Origin of the sequence: Streptococcus sp. oral taxon 056 str. F0418 (assembly GCF_000220065.1) — a bacterium.
Classification (GTDB): Bacteria; Bacillota; Bacilli; order Lactobacillales; family Streptococcaceae; genus Streptococcus.
Map to the genome: position 1 here is coordinate 660069 of NZ_AFQU01000001.1, position 19585 is coordinate 679653.

General features: G+C 39.7%; 16 protein-coding genes. 5 read left to right on the forward strand and 11 right to left on the reverse strand.

Going from position 1 to position 19585, the window contains the following annotated elements:
* Nucleotides 1-238 precede the first annotated feature (238 nt).
* Nucleotides 239-1792 (reverse strand): DEAD/DEAH box helicase, encoded by a 1554-nt coding sequence (locus tag HMPREF9182_RS03285; protein ID WP_009443980.1) that lies wholly within the window; start codon nt 1790-1792, stop codon nt 239-241.
* A gap of 293 nt (nt 1793-2085) precedes the next feature.
* On the opposite strand from HMPREF9182_RS03285, the gene HMPREF9182_RS03290 reads away from it, so the two are divergent.
* Nucleotides 2086-2484: a hypothetical protein gene (locus HMPREF9182_RS03290; protein WP_009754973.1), complete on the forward strand. Its 399-nt coding sequence runs from the start codon at nt 2086-2088 to the stop codon at nt 2482-2484.
* Nucleotides 2485-2509: 25 nt separating this feature from the next.
* On the opposite strand, the gene HMPREF9182_RS03295 is transcribed toward HMPREF9182_RS03290, so the two are convergent.
* The 4 genes from HMPREF9182_RS03295 to HMPREF9182_RS03310 form a co-directional block, all read right to left on the reverse strand.
* Complete coding sequence (locus HMPREF9182_RS03295) at nt 2510-3418, reverse strand: magnesium transporter CorA family protein (protein ID WP_009443136.1); 909 nt, start codon at nt 3416-3418, stop codon at nt 2510-2512.
* A gap of 677 nt (nt 3419-4095) precedes the next feature.
* Nucleotides 4096-5640 (reverse strand): peptide chain release factor 3, encoded by a 1545-nt coding sequence (locus HMPREF9182_RS03300; protein ID WP_009754626.1) that lies wholly within the window; start codon nt 5638-5640, stop codon nt 4096-4098.
* Nucleotides 5641-5933: 293 nt separating this feature from the next.
* Nucleotides 5934-8630: a cation-translocating P-type ATPase gene (locus HMPREF9182_RS03305; RefSeq protein ID WP_009443528.1), complete on the reverse strand. Its 2697-nt coding sequence runs from the start codon at nt 8628-8630 to the stop codon at nt 5934-5936.
* A gap of 226 nt (nt 8631-8856) precedes the next feature.
* A complete protein-coding gene (locus HMPREF9182_RS03310; RefSeq protein ID WP_009754344.1) occupies nt 8857-9243 on the reverse strand; it encodes a DUF1934 domain-containing protein in 387 nt (128 codons plus the stop codon).
* Between the two features lie 101 nt (nt 9244-9344).
* On the opposite strand from HMPREF9182_RS03310, the gene HMPREF9182_RS03315 reads away from it, so the two are divergent.
* Genes HMPREF9182_RS03315 through HMPREF9182_RS03330 form a run of 4 tightly spaced genes read left to right on the forward strand, consistent with a single transcriptional unit; the run spans nt 9345 to nt 13931 of the window.
* Complete coding sequence (locus tag HMPREF9182_RS03315; RefSeq protein ID WP_009443277.1) at nt 9345-10646, forward strand: HD domain-containing protein; 1302 nt, start codon at nt 9345-9347, stop codon at nt 10644-10646.
* 1 nt (nt 10647) lies between these two features.
* Nucleotides 10648-11457: a sugar-phosphatase gene (gene yidA / locus HMPREF9182_RS03320; protein ID WP_009443909.1), complete on the forward strand. Its 810-nt coding sequence runs from the start codon at nt 10648-10650 to the stop codon at nt 11455-11457.
* The gene (locus HMPREF9182_RS03325; RefSeq protein ID WP_009754701.1) at nt 11457-12671 is read left to right on the forward strand and encodes an aminoacyltransferase; all 1215 of its coding nucleotides are present in this window, start codon (nt 11457-11459) and stop codon (nt 12669-12671) included. Before yidA ends, HMPREF9182_RS03325 begins: the two co-directional genes overlap by 1 nt.
* Before the next feature lie 21 nt (nt 12672-12692).
* Nucleotides 12693-13931, forward strand: a complete 1239-nt coding sequence (locus HMPREF9182_RS03330; protein ID WP_009443667.1) for an aminoacyltransferase — start codon at nt 12693-12695, stop codon at nt 13929-13931.
* A gap of 46 nt (nt 13932-13977) precedes the next feature.
* Here HMPREF9182_RS03330 and HMPREF9182_RS03335 read toward each other — a convergent pair whose 3' ends face one another.
* The 6 genes from HMPREF9182_RS03335 to HMPREF9182_RS03360 form a co-directional block, all read right to left on the reverse strand.
* Nucleotides 13978-14634, reverse strand: coding sequence for a CBS domain-containing protein (locus HMPREF9182_RS03335; RefSeq protein ID WP_009754565.1), 657 nt, complete (start codon nt 14632-14634; stop codon nt 13978-13980).
* A gap of 306 nt (nt 14635-14940) precedes the next feature.
* The gene (locus tag HMPREF9182_RS03340; RefSeq protein ID WP_009443345.1) at nt 14941-15651 is read right to left on the reverse strand and encodes an ABC transporter ATP-binding protein; all 711 of its coding nucleotides are present in this window, start codon (nt 15649-15651) and stop codon (nt 14941-14943) included.
* On the reverse strand, nt 15651-16415 hold the full coding sequence (locus tag HMPREF9182_RS03345) for an ABC transporter ATP-binding protein (protein ID WP_009443199.1): 765 nt from the start codon (nt 16413-16415) through the stop codon (nt 15651-15653). The genes HMPREF9182_RS03340 and HMPREF9182_RS03345 overlap by 1 nt, the downstream gene beginning before the upstream one ends.
* Entirely contained in the window at nt 16402-17370 is a 969-nt protein-coding gene (locus HMPREF9182_RS03350) for a branched-chain amino acid ABC transporter permease (RefSeq protein ID WP_009754607.1), read from the reverse strand. The genes HMPREF9182_RS03345 and HMPREF9182_RS03350 overlap by 14 nt, the downstream gene beginning before the upstream one ends.
* A gap of 3 nt (nt 17371-17373) precedes the next feature.
* The gene (locus tag HMPREF9182_RS03355) at nt 17374-18243 is read right to left on the reverse strand and encodes a branched-chain amino acid ABC transporter permease (RefSeq protein WP_009755130.1); all 870 of its coding nucleotides are present in this window, start codon (nt 18241-18243) and stop codon (nt 17374-17376) included.
* Nucleotides 18244-18402: 159 nt separating this feature from the next.
* Complete coding sequence (locus HMPREF9182_RS03360) at nt 18403-19575, reverse strand: ABC transporter substrate-binding protein (protein WP_009754311.1); 1173 nt, start codon at nt 19573-19575, stop codon at nt 18403-18405.
* Nucleotides 19576-19585: the final 10 nt, after the last annotated feature.

Here is a 19585-nt window from a genome sequence, read left to right on the forward strand (position 1 = left end):
TTCCACGAAAAAATGTCCGTCATATAAAAAATGAACATTTCGATAATAAAAAAGAGAGTGGGACAGAAATCGGTAATTCGTTAGAATTCGATTTCGTCGTCCCACCTCCGCACAGTTGAGTAGGGCTGTAAAAGCTGATGAAATCAGCGTAGTAGAGCCCACTCAACCACTGCGTCTTGCTCGACAATCCAAAGACAATTGAGAGGCTAGGACTTTTGTCCCAGCCTCCCTTTTATTTCTATTTATCGCCTTTATTTCGAATGACAAATCCAGTTTTCTTTTCACTAGAAGTATTGCGGGGTTTCTTGTGGTCCTTGCGGTAACGCTTTTCTTTATCAAAACGTCCGTCTTTTCCACCTTTTTTTAATTGGTCTCGACGTCCGCCTCGATCTTTTCGATTGCCGTTTCCGCTACGACCACCCTTACCTTTGCCACCAAAGCCACCGCCAGATGGTTTGAAAGGTAATGGTTTTTCACGAGCAATTTCTACTTCAGGAAGGGCATCTGGACCCTGCACCGTCAAGCTAAGGATATACATAGCTAGCTCTTCTGGACTGAATTCTGCTGCTAGCTTGCGGGCATCCTTGCCAAATTTCTCAAAGTTTGAACGGATGCTTTCATCAGCGAAATCGCGTTCAATCTTCTTGAGAGCAACTTTTTTCTTAGCTTGGAAAGCTTCTTCCGCAGTTGCTGGCTTAAGCCCCTTCATGCGCTTCTTGGTCAGATTTTCGATAATCTGCAGATAGCCCATTTCATTGGGCGCTACGAAAGTGATAGACTGACCTGACTTACCAGCACGACCAGTTCGACCAATCCGGTGAACATAGCTTTCTGGATCCTGTGGAATATCATAGTTATAGACATGAGTCACACCGGAAATATCTAGTCCACGCGCAGCCACATCTGTCGCCACCAAGACATCTAAATTGCCATTTTTAAAGTCTCGAAGGACACGGAGGCGCTTGCCTTGATCCAAATCTCCATGAATCCCTTCTGCTCGGAAACCACGGATTTTCAAACCACGTGTCAACTCATCAACCCGACGTTTGGTCCGTCCAAAAACAATCGATAAGTCTGGTTGATCAACATCCATAAGGCGAGTCATGGTATCAAATTTTTCATTTTCCTTGACACGGATATAATACTGATCTACCAGTTCCGTCGTCAACTCTTTAGCTGCAATCTTGACATGCTCAGGCTCCTTCATGAACTGGACACCAATACGCTTGATAGCATCCGGCATAGTCGCTGAAAAAAGCAGGGTTTGACGCTCTTCTGGCACACGTGAAATAATAGACTCAATGTCTTCCAAAAAGCCCATATTGAGCATTTCATCCGCTTCATCCAAAATTAAAGTTTCCACATGATTGAGTTTGAGGGCTTTGCGCTTGATCAAGTCCAAAAGACGACCAGGCGTTCCCACAACAATATGTGCTCCCGATTTAAGGGCTTTAATTTGTTTTTCAATACTAGAGCCACCATAAACAGAGCGCACTTTAACGCCCTTGCTACGACCAAAACGGAAGAGCTCTTCCTGGCATTGAACGGCCAATTCACGAGTCGGTGCAATAATCAGAGCTTGCACAGTTGGATTTGTTGTGTCAATCTTTTCCAAAGTTGGAAAACCAAAAGCAGCGGTCTTACCTGTCCCTGTCTGAGCCTGACCAATCACGTCTTTGCCAGCTAGTGCAAGTGGAATCGTCTGCTCTTGAATAGGGCTAGCCTCTTCAAAACCAGCTTTTTCAATCTCTGCTAATAATTCCGCAGATAAATGTAATTCATTAAATTTCAATGTTCTTCTTCTTTCTAAAGGCAGTGCGAAGCCGCCTCATCAAACTTAGGATAACTTTTAAAATAGTTATCAGCATAGGGAATCGCCTCCCATTGTATCTGCTGCAATATCTCAATAGGAATAGCATATTACTCCTCAAACAGAACTGCAACTTATCTAGTATATCACAAAAGTATATAAAAAGATAGAACTTGAATATAAAATCTTTTCTCTTTAATACTCGTTTTGAAAAAAATGAAAAATTGAAAATCACTTTCAAAAGAGTTATAATTGATAAGAAAAGGAGGCGAAATATGAATAAATTTTTGCGTGCTATATTTATTTTGGTCATTCTTGCTATGCTGGGTGCTGCAATCATCCAAATTTTTCTACCTCACCTTTTAGGCGAGAAATCAGCCTATGGTCTATCGATTCATTGGCAACGGGAAATCGGCTTTTGGAATCTAGCCATTTTGCCCTTGCTATTAGCAGTCAACCTCAAGTATGACTGGTTTTACCTGCAGATGACTCTGCTGGCACTGATACTAGGAGGACTTGGTTTTGGTACAAACCATCTACTAGGCTATCTTGAAAAAACTAACCAAGCCAATCTGTTAGGTTGGGTAGAAAATTATCTTCTTGTCCTTCTATGGTGTATCGGCTGGAAGCTGGAATATCAAAAAAGACAAAAAAATGGGGAAGGCACTGTCTAAACAGACAAGTCCTTCCTCACTTTTTTTATCGTTTATGGACAATCCAACGGAGTATTCTGGCTAAAATAATCCACAAAAATAAACTGATTACACAGATAAACAACCAAGCATTTTTTTCATTAATCCAAGGCAATGGGACATTCATACCGAAAAAGCCCGTAATAACAGCTAAGACTCCAAGTAGCACTTCGATGATAGTCAGATTGCTGAGATTATTATTCAGATTATTGTTCAAGATATTATTGTAAGATGCAGAAAGTTGCCCAAGAACTTGAGCAATTAAATCTGTCATGGAAACCAACTGGCGGGCCTCAATCATGGCATCCTCAAACTGCTCCATTTCAACTTCATCAAGCTGTCGATAAATAGCATGGCTTTTAATGTGTTCAAGAAGCATACGATTCTGCTTAGCCGCAGCAAGTAAATAGACCATCGATGTTTCTAAATCCGAAAGATCGAATAAGTACCTTTTAGTGGTTGTTTGGCGCAGAAGACGGTTAATTTCATCTTTTCGTTTATCCATGCGTTCAATGATGGGATAATACGAATTGGAAACCAACTCCAAACTGGCAAATAAAAACTTATAGACTGACACGGGCTCATGTTTTTCCGTATACTTTCTCATCATATCAACCACATAAGCATTGTCCTGATTACTGATAGTGATAAGCCGTCCCTGCTGTACAACAAAGGTCATGGGAATGGTCTCATAGTAATCCTTATCTGTTTCCAGATTGAGAACATTATAGATGAAAACGACAGTGCCGTTCTCTCGATTATAATCCATGTGGGCTCGCTCGTTCTTATCCAGCGCATACTCGATTGTCTCAGGATCAATCTCATAATCCTGATAAATCTGCGCATTCTTTTTGACATCATCTGAATCAATATTGATCCAGACAGATTGATCTTTTAGTTTTCTCTCTAAAAACATGAAGCCCCTTTCTTAACATCTAGAATGATTTTCTAAGAACCAGTGCCTAACTCTCTAAACTGTTCTTGCATTCAAATATGCTATGTCAAAACACCAAACCGGTCAAAACAACTTCCTTGCTCAGTACGATTGATAAAGCGACTAGTTTGTCCATCTTATCTATCACGATATAAATTATTACGAATTAAAACTACCCTAAAAAATTGATTAGTGAAGCGTCTAGTCAGAGTCCAGCAGAATTTGGTGTTAATCATTTTAAATGGTTACACAATCATCACAATCTAGTTCACTACGATACGAAAAGGCGGAAACGATTCTTTTTCGCCGATAGGTTAGTAAAGCAATTAGCCAGTCCGTACAATTGCGTCTAGCGTCCAATATAGGAAATCGCCTCCCATTGTATCTGCTACAATATATCAATAGGAATAGCATATTACTCGACAAAATTAGTCAGATAGTTAGACAATTACCATAGCGATTGCCATCAACTGATTAGCAACTTTTGATTCAGATTCAGTCAATGAATCAGCCTAAATCAGGCAAATAATGCGTTACGACACGGAGTTTGGCAAATCGATTTTATTTGCCAAACACAGTTAGTAAGGTACTTAGCCATGGTCCCATAGGACATGGCGTAGATTGCTTAGGCAACTATGTAGCCAAGCAATCTTAGTACGTTACATCTTCTCTTCCAATTTGACATCCGGATATTTATCTGCAAACCAACGCAGGGCAAAGTCGTTTTCAAAGAGGAAAACAGGTTGATCAAAGCGATCTTTGGCTAAAATATTCCGGCTAGAAGACATACGCTCATCTAGATCCTCTGGCGAAATCCAGCGAACAGTCTTTTTACCCATAGGATTCATAACTACTTCTGCGTTGTATTCATTTTCCATACGGTGTTTGAAAACTTCAAATTGGAGCTGACCAACAGCACCTAGCATGTACTCGCCCGTCTGGTAATTCGTATAGAGTTGGACTGCCCCCTCTTGTACCAACTGCTCAATCCCCTTATGGAAGGATTTTTGCTTCATGACATTCTTAGCAGAAACCTTCATAAAGATTTCTGGAGTAAAGGTTGGAAGTGGCTCAAACTCAAACTTATTCTTACCTACTGTCAAGGTATCGCCAACCTGATAAGTCCCTGTATCATAAACACCGATAATATCACCGGCTACAGCATTAGTCACATTTTCTCTACTTTCTGCCATAAATTGGGTGACATTGGACAGCTTAGCAGACTTGCCAGTGCGTGGCAGATTGACACTCATACCTCGCTCAAACTCGCCTGAAACGATACGAACAAAGGCGATACGGTCGCGGTGGCGCGGGTCCATATTGGCCTGAATTTTAAAGACAAAGCCTGAAAAGTCTGGATTAAGTGGCTCGATCACTTCGCCATCTGTTTTCTTGTGGCCATGCGGTTCTGGAGCAAATTTCAAGAAAGTCTCAAGGAAAGTCTGGACACCAAAATTGGTCAGGGCTGAGCCAAAGAAAACAGGTGTCAGCTTACCTTCCAAAATCGCTTCTTCTGAGAACTCATTTCCAGCTTCGCTCAAAAGCACAATGTCTTCTTTGACTTGCTCATAGAAAGGATTGGAAGCAAAGAGTTTGTCTCCTTCTGCTAATGTCGCAAATCGCTCGTCACCCTTATAGAGCTCTAGACGCTCATTGTAGAGATCATACAAACCTTCGAAGCTCTTCCCCATTCCAATCGGCCAATTCATCGGATAACTAGCAATGCCTAAGACTTCTTCCAATTCTTGCAAGAGATCTAGTGGCTCACGACCATCACGATCCAGCTTGTTCATGAAAGTAAAGACGGGTATACCACGATGCTTGACAACCTCAAATAATTTTTTAGTTTGGGCCTCAATACCCTTAGCGGAGTCAACAACCATAACCGCCGCATCCACCGCCATCAAGGTCCGATAAGTATCCTCTGAGAAGTCCTCGTGCCCTGGTGTATCCAAGATATTGACCCGCTTGCCATCGTAGTCAAACTGCATGACAGAGGAAGTCACAGAAATCCCCCGCTGCTTCTCAATGTCCATCCAGTCTGACTTGGCAAAGTTACCTGTCTTTTTCCCCTTAACTGTCCCAGCCTCACGAATCTCGCCACCAAAATAGAGCAACTGCTCTGTGATAGTCGTCTTTCCCGCATCCGGGTGGGAGATAATGGCAAAAGTACGACGTTTTTTAATTTCTTCTTGTAAAGTCATTGATTTATCTTTCTATTTTTTATTTTATTTCGGCTCATTCCTAATTTTATTGGATACCTACATAGGTCTGCTTAACCCATCTATTATAGCGGATTTAACACTTTTTTTCAACTCAGAAAAAGAGACTGAAACAATAAAAATTCAGTCTCTTAAGATTCTATAAAAATTTTAAAAGTAGTATTGATTGACCAGAACAAACGAATTCATTCTAATGATAAGTAAAGTAATTTTTGAATAAACGTGTTGTCTTACCAAACTGCAAGTCTCAACCTTCACTACAATCTATCATTTACTTAAATAGCGTTCTTATCTAATCCCAGTTTACGTTGTACCCATTTCACAATCTCAACAATAAGAATCATAGAAAAGCTTCCTAGCAATACAACCGCCCACTGAGATAAGTCGAGTTTGGTTACGTGGAAAATACTTTCTAACGGATCAATTACAATCGTTGCCGCTAGTAAAATGAAGGATACCAAGATTGACCAGTTAAAAGTTTTAGATTTGAATGGACCAACTGTCAAAATAGATTGGTATACTGACTTCACATTATAAGCATGGAAGAGCTGGATCAATCCCAGAGTTGCAAAGGCCATAGTAAGAGCATCTGCGTGAATAGCTGTATGATCTCCCGCATGAACTGGATTTGCAATAGCATAACCATAAACAGACAGAACCAATACACCTTGTAAGACACCTTGATAAATGATAGAACTCAAGACACCACCTGAGAAGAAGCTTGACTTGCGTCCACGTGGTTTATGAGTCATGACACCAGGCTCAGCTGGCTCAACACCAAGAGCGATGGCTGGGAAGGTATCCGTTACCAAGTTAATCCAAAGCAAGTGAACTGGCTGTAACACATCCCATCCAAACAAAGTAGCTAGGAAAATAGTCAAAACTTCAGCAGTATTGGCAGAAAGAAGGTATTGGATGGTCTTTTGAATGTTTGAGAAAACCTTGCGCCCTTCTTCAACAGCAACAATAATAGTCGCAAAGTTATCATCCGCCAGGATCATGTCAGAGGCACCCTTAGATACTTCTGTACCTGTAATCCCCATACCGATACCGATATCCGCTGTCTTCAGAGCTGGTGCATCATTGACACCATCACCAGTCATAGCTACAACCTTACCTTGGTTTTGCCACGCTTTCACGATACGAACCTTGTGTTCTGGAGAAACACGTGCATAAACAGAGTATTGACCAACTACTTTTTCAAATTCTTCATCTGAAAGTTCGTTGAGCTCAGCACCTGTCAAGACATGGTCTTCAGAGTCATTTTTGTCGATAATCCCCAAACGTTTGGCAATCGCTTCAGCTGTATCTTGGTGGTCACCAGTGATCATAATTGGGCGAATGCCAGCTTCCTTGGCTACTCGAACAGCTTCTGCTGCTTCGGCACGTTCAGGGTCGATCATTCCAATCAAACCAGTGAAGATCAAGTTGTTTTCAAGTTCCTCCGAAGTGAGGTTTTCTGGAATGCTATCAATAATCTTGTAGGCACCTGCAAGGACACGCAGAGCTTGGTGAGCCATGTCAGAGTTGTTAGACTTAATCAGCTGTGAAGTAGCGTCATCAATCGCTGCAACATCTCCGGCCTTATCACGGGCAACACAGCGTTTCAAGAGTTGGTCAGGAGCTCCCTTAACTGCTACAAGATAACGACCATCTGCAAGTGGATGAACAGTAGACATAAGCTTACGATCTGAATCAAATGGAAGCTCAGCTACACGAGGATATTTCTCTAAAAATGCCTTCACATCATACCCTTTGTCCAAAGCGTATTGGATAAAAGCTGTTTCTGTCGGGTCACCAATCAGCTTCCCTTCTTGGTCAATCTTTGTATCGTTAGCCAAGACAACTGAACGAAGAAGAGGCATATCCAAGCCCAGTTCAATCTCATCAGCTGAGTCATGTAAAACCCCATCATAAAAGACTTTTTCGACTGTCATCTTATTCATCGTAAGCGTACCAGTCTTATCAGAAGCGATGATTTCTGTTGAACCAAGTGTTTCTACTGCTGGCAATTTACGAACGATAGAGTTTCGTTTGGCCAAAACTTGAGTACCAAGGGCAAGAACGATCGTTACGATAGCAGGCAGACCTTCTGGAATAGCCGCAACAGCAAGCGCAACAGACGTCATCAACTCACCCAGCGGATCTTTTCCTTGAATGAAAACACCGACAACAAAAGTAACTGCTGCAATCACCAAGATAGCGTAAGTCAAAACTTTAGAAAGGTTATTTAAATTTTGTTTAAGTGGGGTATCAGTCTCATCAGCATTTTGTAACATACCAGCAATATGCCCTACTTCCGTATACATACCAGTATTTACAACCACACCAATCCCGCGTCCATAAGTGACGTTAGAGTTTTGGAAGGCCATATTAACACGATCACCGATACCAGCATCTTCAGCAAGTTCTACAGACAAGTCTTTTTCAACAGGAACGGATTCACCTGTCAGTGCAGCTTCCTCGATTTTAAGAGAATTTGCTTCAAAGAGACGTAAATCCGCAGGCACAACATCTCCAGCCTCTAAAATGACAATATCACCTGGAACAAGTTCTTTTGAATCCACTTCGGCTACATGTCCATCACGTAGAACACGCGCTGCTGGACTAGACATAGATTTGAGCGCCTCAATAGCCTCCTCAGCCTTACCTTCTTGGTAGACACCAAAGGCAGCGTTAATAATAACAACAGCTAAGATGATAATAGCATCCGCAATATCTTCTCCACCAGAAGTGACAACTGAAAGAATGGCTGCAACCAGCAAAATAATAATCATCAAATCCTTGAATTGCTCAATAAATTTCACGAGGAGAGATTTCTTTTCTCCCTCTTCCAATTCATTTCGTCCATATTCAGCAAGGCGTTTTGCTGCTTCACTACTAGTCAATCCTTCTTTTGACGTTTCCATCTCTCTTAAGACCAAATCTTGATCTTGAATATAGAATGCTTGACGTTTCTGTTCTTTAGACAAACTGTCTCCTCCTTTTTTGTCAGGGTCTCTTTAAACAAAGAAAAAGAGACCTGTTTTTTTAAACAAGTCTCGCTATTTCATACAAGGCCGGAAATTGCTTTCGTATTGACGACCTTGTAACGGTTATTCCGTTAGCTACTCCCTTGAGTTGCTTAACATTCTATCAAAATTTCTCATTTTGCGCAAGAAATTCCTCTATTTCGTCACTAAAAATGTTCATTCCTGTTCAAAACCAAGAAATTGTCATTTGATAACTAGCAAACAAGCGTTCTTCATCTTGTGACTTTAGTTCATAATGTATATTCAGCACTTGGTTTGCCCAATCCACTTGATAAAAATGGGTTTCCGTGACAAAAGTTTGCACGCCCATTGGTGTTGGAATGCCAACAAGAGCTTTTCCATCCTTGACAAAACGCATAGCAGTCTTAGGGGTAGAAAAACGCGTCATGTTCAATTCAACATCATGAAACTTAAGGATGACTCTCTCCTCTTCTTCATTTACAAACTGAAGATAATGATAGCCTCCTTTTTGTATCAACTCTGCTTTATATACTTGATCAATCAGCTCTATCTGACCATCTAACTGAATCTGGTTTTTCATTCTTATTTTCATCTATCTAACTCTCTATTTACTTTTTGTTCTCCCCTATTCTAACAAATTTTAGCGGATTTTTCTTCTATTCCTTGTTTTATCATTTATGGTATAATAGAAACATGATTGAAAAAGTATTTCGTGATCCAGTTCACACCTATATCCATGTGGACCACCAAGTTATTTACGACCTAATTAATACTAAAGAATTTCAACGACTACGCCGCATCAAGCAACTGGGAACATCTGGTTACACTTTCCATGGTGGTGAGCATAGCCGTTTTTCACATTGCCTTGGAGCATATGAAATTGCTCGACGCATCACCAAAATATTTGACGAGAAATACTTTCAAACTTGGGACAACCATGAGTCGCTCCTAGTCATGGTAACGGCTCTTTTACACGATGTAGGACACGGAGCTTATTCCCACAGCTTTGAGCGATTATTTGGCACGGACCACGAGGAAATAACACGCCAAATCATTACTAACCCAGAAACAGAGATTAACCGCATCTTGACGCAAGTATCTCCCGATTTCCCTGATAAAGTCGCTAGTGTTATTAACCACACCTATCCAAATAAGCAAGTGGTTCAACTAATTTCCAGCCAAATCGATGTCGACCGTATGGATTACCTCTTACGCGATTCTTTTTATACTGGCGCTTCTTATGGTCAATTTGATTTAACTAGAATTTTACGTGTGATTTGTCCAGTTGAAAATGGCATTGCTTTTAAGCGAAATGGTATGCATGCCGTAGAAGATTATGTCGTCAGCCGTTATCAAATGTATATGCAGGTTTATTTCCATCCTGCTAGTCGAGCTATGGAAGTCTTACTCCAAAACCTACTTAAGCGGGCAAAGTTTCTGTATGAGGAACACAAAGACTTCTTCTACTTAACTTCTCCTAACCTCGTACCCTTCTTTGAAAAAAAAGTCAACCTCAAAGACTACTTGGCGCTTGATGATGGTGTTATGAACACTTATTTTCAAAGTTGGATGACGAGTCCTGATACCATATTATCAGATCTTGCCCAACGTTTTATCAATCGAAAAGTTTTTAAATCCATGATTTTCTCAGAAGAAAATGAGAAGCACCTTGATGTACTACGTCAGCTAGTGAGACAAGTTGGTTTTGACCCCGAATATTACACAGCTATCCATCGTAATTTTGACTTGCCTTATGATTTCTATCGTCCCGATGTGGAGAAGCCACGCACTCAGATTGAAATCATTCAAAAAGATAACAGTTTGGCAGAATTATCAACTCTTTCCCCTATTGTTCAATCCTTAACCGGAACCCGCCAAGGGGATAATCGTTTTTATTTCCCTAAAGAAATGCTAGCAAATGCTGGATTATTCAATGAAAACAGCCAAGCCTTTCTTAGCTATATAAAAAATGATTCCTTCATTTATGGAGAATAAGATGTCTATTCAACTAGTTGCCATCGATATTGATGGTACTTTATTAAACAGCAAAAGAGAAATCACACCCGAGGTATTCTCAGCTATTCAAGATGCCAAAGCAGCTGGCGTAAAAATTATCATTGCAACCGGGAGACCAATTGCTGGTGTTCAAAAGTTATTAAAAGAGCTCAATCTCAATCAGCCTGATAATTATGTCATTACTTTTAATGGTGGACTTGTACAAGAGACCTCTACAGGCCAAGAACTAATCAAAGAAATTCTAGCTTATGACGATTATCTAGACATTGAACTGTTGAGCCGTAAACTAGGTGTTCATATGCATGCCATCACAAAGGATGGAATCTACACGGCAAATCGCAACATAGGCAAATACACTATCTATGAATCAAGCTTAGTCAATATGCCTGTCTTCTATCGTACACCCGAGGAAATGCTCAATAAAGAAATTGTCAAATGCATGTTTATTGACGAACCTGAGATTTTAGACACCGCCATTACCAAATTACCGCCAGAATTATCAAAAAAATATACACTGGTCAAGTCAGCTCCTTTCTATTTGGAAATCATGAAAAAAACTGTCAGCAAAGGTACAGCTGTTTTACACCTTGCAAGTAAACTTGGCTTTTCAAAAGATCAGATTATGGCCATTGGCGACGAAGAAAATGATCGAGCAATGTTAGAAGCCGTTGATCATCCCGTTGCTATGGCAAATGGCAACCCAAGTATCAAAAAAATTGCCAGATATATTACAAAATCAAATGACGAATCTGGCGTTGCATACGCCATTAGAGAGTGGGTCTTAAAATAATGTTTACCTATAAAGCTGGAATTTCAGCTAAAGAACACGATGACTTCGTAAAAAATCACGTCCAAGTGAATCTTCTACAAAGTTCTGCCTGGGCTCAAATAAAAAACAACTGGGACAACGAACGACTCGGATTTTATTATAACGACAAATTGGTGGCTAGTGCCAGTATTTTAATTAAACCGTTGCCACTAGGATTTACCATGTTCTACATCCCACGTGGACCTATCATGGACTACCAAAATCCGGAATTGTTATCCTTCGTTTTACGCTCTTTAAAAGAATTTGCAAGAAAGAAAAGAGCTTTATTTATTAAGTTTGATCCTAAACTCCTTCTCAAACAGTATAAAGTTGGACAAGAGGTTGAGGAAATAACAGCAACACTGCTAGCTATTGAAAATCTTCAAAAAGCTGGCGCAGTCTGGACAGGACGGACTCAATTTATATCAGAAAATATCCAACCTCGCTGGCAAGCAAATATTTATAAAGAAGACTTCAGTGAAGAACTCTTGTCCAAAAGTACCCGCCAAGCTATCCGTACAGCTCGCAACAAAGGAATACAGATTCAATTTGGTGGAGAAGAATTACTGGATCAATTTTCTGCTTTAATGAAGAAAACAGAAAACAGGAAAAATATCCACCTAAGAGGACAAGACTACTATCAAAAGCTACTAACAACTTACCCTGAACACTCGTATATCACTCTCTCAAGCATTGATCTAAAAACGCGTTTGGAAGATTTGCAGAGTCAACTATCTAAAACACTTAAAGAGAGCGAGAAGTTTACGGAAAAAACCAAACCCAGTAAGATAGAAAATAATCAACAAGAACAAAAACGTCTTCAAGAAGAGATATATTTCCTTCAAAGTAAAATCAATCAAGGCGCCTCTATCGTTCCCTTATCTGGTACACTTACTTTGGAATACGGTAAGACTTCTGAAAATATCTATGCAGGGATGGATGAGGAATATCGTCGCTACCAACCAGCCATTATTACTTGGTACGAAACCGCAATTCATGCTTTTAAACGTGGAGCGGATTGGCAAAATATGGGCGGAATCGAAAATGACCTCAATGGTGGACTTTACCATTTTAAGTCCAAATTCAACCCAACAATCGAAGAATTTGTTGGAGAGTTTGATCTTCCAACAAATCCCTTGTACCATCTTTTTAACCTAGCTTACAGCATTAGAAAGAAATTACGAAACAAACATTAAAGAATGAAAGGAAGGACGACTATGGGAGTTGAAATTCTTAGTTTAGAAGAATACAGTGAATATGTCTATAATTGTGCGCAGCGCTCATTTATGCAAACGCCAGAAATGGCTGAACTTCTTAAAAAAAGAGGCTATACAGTAGAATTCGTTGGTCTAAGAAACGGAGAAAACCGCTTGACCAATGCTGCAATCTTATATAGCAAGCCGATGACGGGTGGTCTGCATATGGAGATTAATTCCGGACCAGTTAGTTCAGATACCCGTTACCTCCGTCCATTTTATAATAATTTACGGTACCATTCTAAAAGAAAAGGTGCTTTAGAACTCATCATAAAGCCCTACGATGACTATCATCAGCTGGACAACGATGGATATCAATTAATTGATCCTCAAGAGGAGTACATCATCGCCTTGACGACACTAGACTATAAATTTGATGGTCTACAAACAGGCTACCCAGGTGGGGAACCAGACTGGCATTATGTAAAAGAAATGTCAGAAATATCTCAAGAAGAATTACTTGACACTTTTACTAAAAATGGTAAAGCAACTGTAAAAAAGGCCAATACTTTCGGAATAAAGCTCAAAAAACTTAACCGTGATGAGCTCCATATCTTCAAAGAAGCTACTGCTGCTACGTCAGATCGTCGCGAATATACCGACAAACCTTTAGACTACTACCAAGACTTCTATGACGCCTTTGGTGATAAAGCTGAGTTCATGGCTGCAACCTTAAATTTCAAAGACTATTTACATAATCTAGAAAGAGATAAAGCAAAATTAGAGCAACAACTTACCGTATTAACTGATCGTTATTCAAACAATCCCGATTCAGCAAAATTCCACAGACAAACAAAAGAATTGAATCATCAAATCGATACTTTTAATACACGGATTTCGGAAGCACATGGCTTTATCCAAAAGTATGGTGACCAAGATCAAGTTCTAGCTGTCAGCCTCTTTGTATATACAAGACAGGAAGTCACTTACCTCTTTAGTGGATCTTATCCTGAATTTAACAAATTTTACGCCCCTGCTTTACTACAAGAATATGGCATGAGAGAAGCAATTAGACGTAAGATTCCACTTTATAACTTCCTGGGCATTATGGGAGTATTTGACGGTTCAGATAGCGTTTTACGCTTTAAGCAAAACTTCAATGGCTATATCGTACGCAAAACGGGAACCTTCCGCTACTATCCAAATCCTATAAAGTACAAGGCTATCCAACTCATTAAAAAGATTTTAAGACGTTCATAAAACGATAAAAACCGGACTGAGACAAATTCTCAGTCCGGTTTCATTTTTACAAAGCCTTAGCTTCTGTATGCATAATACTATCTACCTGAATGTTATGATTTTCAAACTTCTCTTTTAATAGATCCAAATTGACCTTTCCATCAATCTGAACTTCAATCACGACCTTACCATCCTTGCGAGGGATATTAACAGTGTTAGAAATATTGAGATTTTCTTCCACCAAAAGTCGGATAATGTGCTCTAAAACACCTACTTCATTTTCTGTAACAAAGCGCATCCGAACACCCTCTTCGCCATACCCAGATACCTCTAAGAAAGCTTTAAAAATATCCCGATCAGTGATTACTCCATAAACTTGTTCATTATCCACTACAGGTAAAATTCCCACCTTATTTTTTAACATCAAATAAGTCGCATCTTCTAGACTTGCATATCTAGAAACTGTAATCACATCATGAATCATGACATCTTTGACCTTAGTTTTATTGAGAAGGTAGTTCATTTCATAAATTGATAAACTTGTAGCCTTTGAGGGACTCGCCTCTGCAATCGTCCCTTCTGTCACTAGCCCTACTAATTTATCATTTTCAATCACAGGCAACCGATGAAGTGTCTGTTCACGCATCATATCAGCAGCATGAGCAATCGTTGTATCAGGACTGATATAAACAACTTTGCGTGTCATAAAATCTTTTACAGCCATAAAAGTACCCCTTCTTTTCTCTTATATTCTTTCTATTATTATACTGTATCTTACAAAGGATTTCAAACGCTTTCAAAATCTCACTATCATTTTCAACAGTATAGGACTTAGCATTACACAAATGATTGCAAAGAAAACTCGCATCATGCGAGTTTCTATTCATAAAGTCAAGATATCTTGAATGTTTACCAGCAGTATATCAGCTATCAAGTCTTTTATCTTTAATCTAAAAAAGAACTCTAGACATTGTCACCAGTAAATAAGCTTATCTATTTTTATCGTCGACTTAATATTCACTAAACTTTTTTAGCCACCCAGATATGCTTTACGAACTTCGTCTGAAGCAAGGAGTTCTTGTCCTGTTCCTGAAAGTACAACATTTCCAGTCTCCAAGACATAACCACGATTGGCTATCGAAAGCGCTTTGTTTGCATTTTGTTCGATCAAAAGAACCGTCGTGCCTTGCTTTTGGATATCTTGAATAATATCAAAGATTTCCTGAATAAAGATAGGTGCCAACCCCATAGATGGCTCATCTAAAAGTAGCAATTTAGGTGTAGACATCAAAGCACGCCCCATAGCTAGCATCTGCTGCTCACCTCCTGAAAGAGTTGCTGCGTCTTGATTTTTACGTTCTTCTAAACGAGGAAAGCGAGCAAAGACTTTTTTTAAGTTCGCTTGATTTTCTTCACGATTTGTTTTCAGAAATGCACCCATTTCCAAATTTTCCATAACTGTTAAACCTGGAAAAACATGACGGCCTTCTGGAACTTGTGAAAGTCCCGCAGCCACAATCTTTTGTGCAGGTATTTTTTGAATTTCATTACCTAAAAACTCAATTTTACCGGCACTCGGGCGAACCAATCCAGAAATGGTGCGTAAAATAGTCGTTTTACCAGCACCGTTGGCCCCAATCAGAGAAACAACTTCTCCTTCATTTACTTCAAAACTGACATCTCGGACAGCCTGAATCATGCCATAATGGACAGATAAATTCTCAACTTTCAACATAGACATCAGGCTTCACCTCCTAGATATGCTTCAATAACACGTTCATTTGTCTTAATCTCGTCTGGCGTACCATGTGCAATCAAACGACCGTATTCCAATACATAAATCCGTTCGGTTACTTCCATGACAAGACTCATATCATGCTCAATCAACATAATGGTAATGTTAAATTCATTTTTGATACGGCGGATCAATGCCGTCAATTCTGCAGTTTCCTGTGGATTCATTCCTGCTGCTGGCTCATCCAAAAAGAGAATTTTCGGTTCTGTTGCTAGGGCACGGACAATTTCTAAACGACGTTGTTGGCCGTAAGCTAAATTCTTAGCAAGTGTTTCTGCTTCTTTATCCAAATCAAAAATTTTCAGTAAGTCTAAAGCCTTATTTTTGAGATCTTCTTCTGTTTTGTAGAAAACTGGCAATCGGAAAAATGAGGCCAAAGCATGTGGTTTGTGGTGATTTCCAAAAGCGATCAACACGTTATCTAAAACAGTGAGATCTTTGAAAAGGCGAATATTTTGAAACGTCCTTCCAAGCCCCAGAGAAGCAATTTTATATGGTGCTTTACCATTCAATAAATGCCCGTCTAGAGTTACTGTCCCTTCACTTGGCTCATACACCCCTGTTAAAAGATTGAATAGAGTTGTTTTACCAGCTCCATTAGGACCAATAAGACCGACCAACTCGCCTTCGTTTAACTCAAGTGTGACATCTCCAACAGCAGTTAAACCACCGAAATGTTTTGTTAAATTTTTTACATCAAGAAGTGCCATTATTCATTGATCTCCTTCTTATTTTTTTGAAAAAGCGTGAAAGTTGCAATTCCCAAGTACCGAGCAATCCACCTGGGCGGAAAATCATTACTAGAATCAAAGCAAGTGAATAGATAATCATCCGAACGCTTGAAAACTCTTGTAAAAGCATATTCAGCAGTCCTAAGAAAATAGCTGCTAAAACAGCTCCTGTCATCGAGCCTAATCCTCCAAATACAACAATAATTAGGATATTAATCGTATTTGTAAAAGAATAATCTTTAGGTACAACGGCACCAATGAAACCAGCCTTCAAAGCCCCTGCAATAGCCGCAGTCACTGCTCCAAATACAAAGGCGATAACTTTTGCTTTGGTTGTATTTACCCCGACAGATTCCGCTGCAATTTCATCTTCACGAACAGACAAAGTGTTGCGTCCCAGTGGACTACGTAAGAAGTTTAAGGTAAACAGAGTCGTAATCACTACAAAAGCATAAACCATTTGCCAGCTGGTGAAACCTGGAATGCTCAGGATTCCTGCAGCTCCATTAGTCATTTCGCCTCCATTGACAATCAAAATCCGAATGATCTCAGAAACACCAAGAGTTGCAATTGCTAGATAGTCCCCTTTCAGGCGAAGTGTTGGAATTCCAACTCCTAAGGCCACAAGTCCTGCCAGCAAAGCTCCTAGTAACATAGCACCAAAGAAAGCTGGATAAGTCGGAGATTTTGTACCAATAATAGCAACTGCATATGCTCCAATCGCCATGAATCCAGCATGCCCTAGTGAAAATTGTCCCGAAAATCCAACAATCAGGTTAAGACCTACCGCCAGAATAATATTAATGCCTATTTCTTCCAATACTTGTAAGTGAAAGGCATTTAAAATTCCTCCACCAGCTAAAATCGTAATTAAGAGGTAGCCCGCAAGAATCAAAGCAAGCCAGAGAATATTTACTTTCAAATTTTGCTTCATATCTTACACCTTCTCTTTCACATTTTTCCCTAAGATACCTGCAGGACGAATTAATAAGATAATAATTAAAATACCATACACAATCGCATCTCGGAAGTCAGATACACCAAAGGCCGTCGCAAATGTTTCTAAAAGACCAATAACAAAACCACCTAAGGCTGCACCTGGAATAATCCCAATTCCACCTAAAACAGCGGCAACAAAAGATTTAAGTCCTGGAGTTACTCCCATTAAAGGTTCCAGTGAGTTATAGTAAAGAGCGATAAGTACACCCGCTGCTCCTGCAAGAGCTGAACCAAGTGCAAAAGTAAAGCTAATTGTTCTATTTACGTTGATTCCCATTAGCTGAGCGGCATCGCTATCTACTGATACTGCACGCATGGCTTTCCCCATCTTCGTTTTTTGTACTATAAACTGTAAAGCCAACATCAAAAAAATAGAAATCCCTAGAATCATCAACTGGATATTAGATACTGTAATTGGACCTAGGTTAAAGCGAACTGTTTGAACGACTTGAGGAAAAGGCAAGGTATTAGCACCTACAAAATAGACCATGAGATTTTCTAAAAGAAAGGAAACCCCGATTGCTGTTATTAAGGCTGCAATACGAGTCGAATGACGCAATGGGCGATAAGCCAGAAATTCAATAGCAACTCCCAAAATAGCAGTTCCAATCATAGCTACGATTAGTGCTAAGAAGAAATTCAATTTCAACGAGTTAATGAGAAAATATCCCATAAATGCACCCATCATATAAATATCACCATGAGCGAAATTGATGAGTTTAATAATACCATACACCATGGTGTAACCTAGGGCTAATAAAGCATAGACACTTCCTAGAATTAGACCATTGACAAGCTGTTGGAGCATAGCACACCACACTTTCTAATATAATAAAATCGGGCAAGAGACAAATTCAATGCTTACCATTGAATTTATCGCCTCACCCGTAGAAAGGAATTGTACCATGATATAGATACAATTCCTTCCCATCCTTTGTCCGATTTTAGCTATTCAGCTAAATGACTGTTATGGCTTAACTGTCTCAACAGTTACCACTTTACCATCTTTCAAGCCAAGCATCAAAGCTGATTTAACTGGATTATGATCTTTATCCATTGTGATAGAACCAGTCACACCTTCAAAGTCTTTCAACTTAGCAAGGTTATCCTTGATATCGACAGATGTTTTAGCACCTTTCGCTGCCTCTGCTACCATGTAAACTGAGTCATAAGCAAGGGCAGAGAACATTGATGGTTCTTCATTGTATTTAGCTTTATAGGCATCCAAGAATTTCTTAGCTTTTTCTGTCATGTCTCCGCTAGTAGAGTAGCCAGATACATAGTAAACATTTGTCGCAGCTGCTGGTGTTGCTTGTGCGATAAACTCTTCACTATTGAATCCATCACCACCAACGATTGGTTTATCAATTCCCATACCACGAGCTTGGTTTACAATTTTACCAGCTTCAGTATAGTAACCTGGAACTACAAGAGCATCAAAATCTTTATCTTTAAACTTAGTTAAAGCTGCTTGGAAGTCTGTATCTTTTGAGGCAAATGTTTCAGTTGCAACAATTTCACCTTTATAGGCTTCTTGAAACGCTTTGGCCATTCCTTTAGCGTAATCGCTTGAGTTATCGTAGTAAAGAACGACTTTCTTAGCTTTCAAGTTATCTGTTACATATTTGCTAAGGATTTTTCCTTGGAAGCTATCAATAAAAGTAGCACGGAACAAGTATTCTTGACCTTTTGTTAAGTCATCTTGAGTTCCACTTGGTGTAACCAATGGTACAGAAGCTTTAGCTGCATTTGTAACTGCCGCACCAGTACCACCAGAAGTCGCAGGTCCAACGATAGCATTTACTTTAGCTTGTGTTACCAAGTTTGTAGAAACTGTCGCTGCTTCACTCAACTCAGATTTATTATCTTTATCTGTTACTTCGATTTGCTTTCCATCAACACCACCGGCTTTATTGATTTCATCAACAGCTAATTGAGCACCTTTTTGCTCTGCAGTACCGTAAGAAGCAACATCACCTGTTTCTTCAAAGTTAAATCCTACTTTCAGGGTCTTACCGACCTCTGTACCAGCGTTTGCTGAGCTTGAACCAGAGTTACCTGTTGTAGAAACCTCACCACATGCTGCTAACAAAGCGACACTAGCAAGACTGACAAAAGTTAATGCAAATTTTTTCTTCATCAAAATAGTC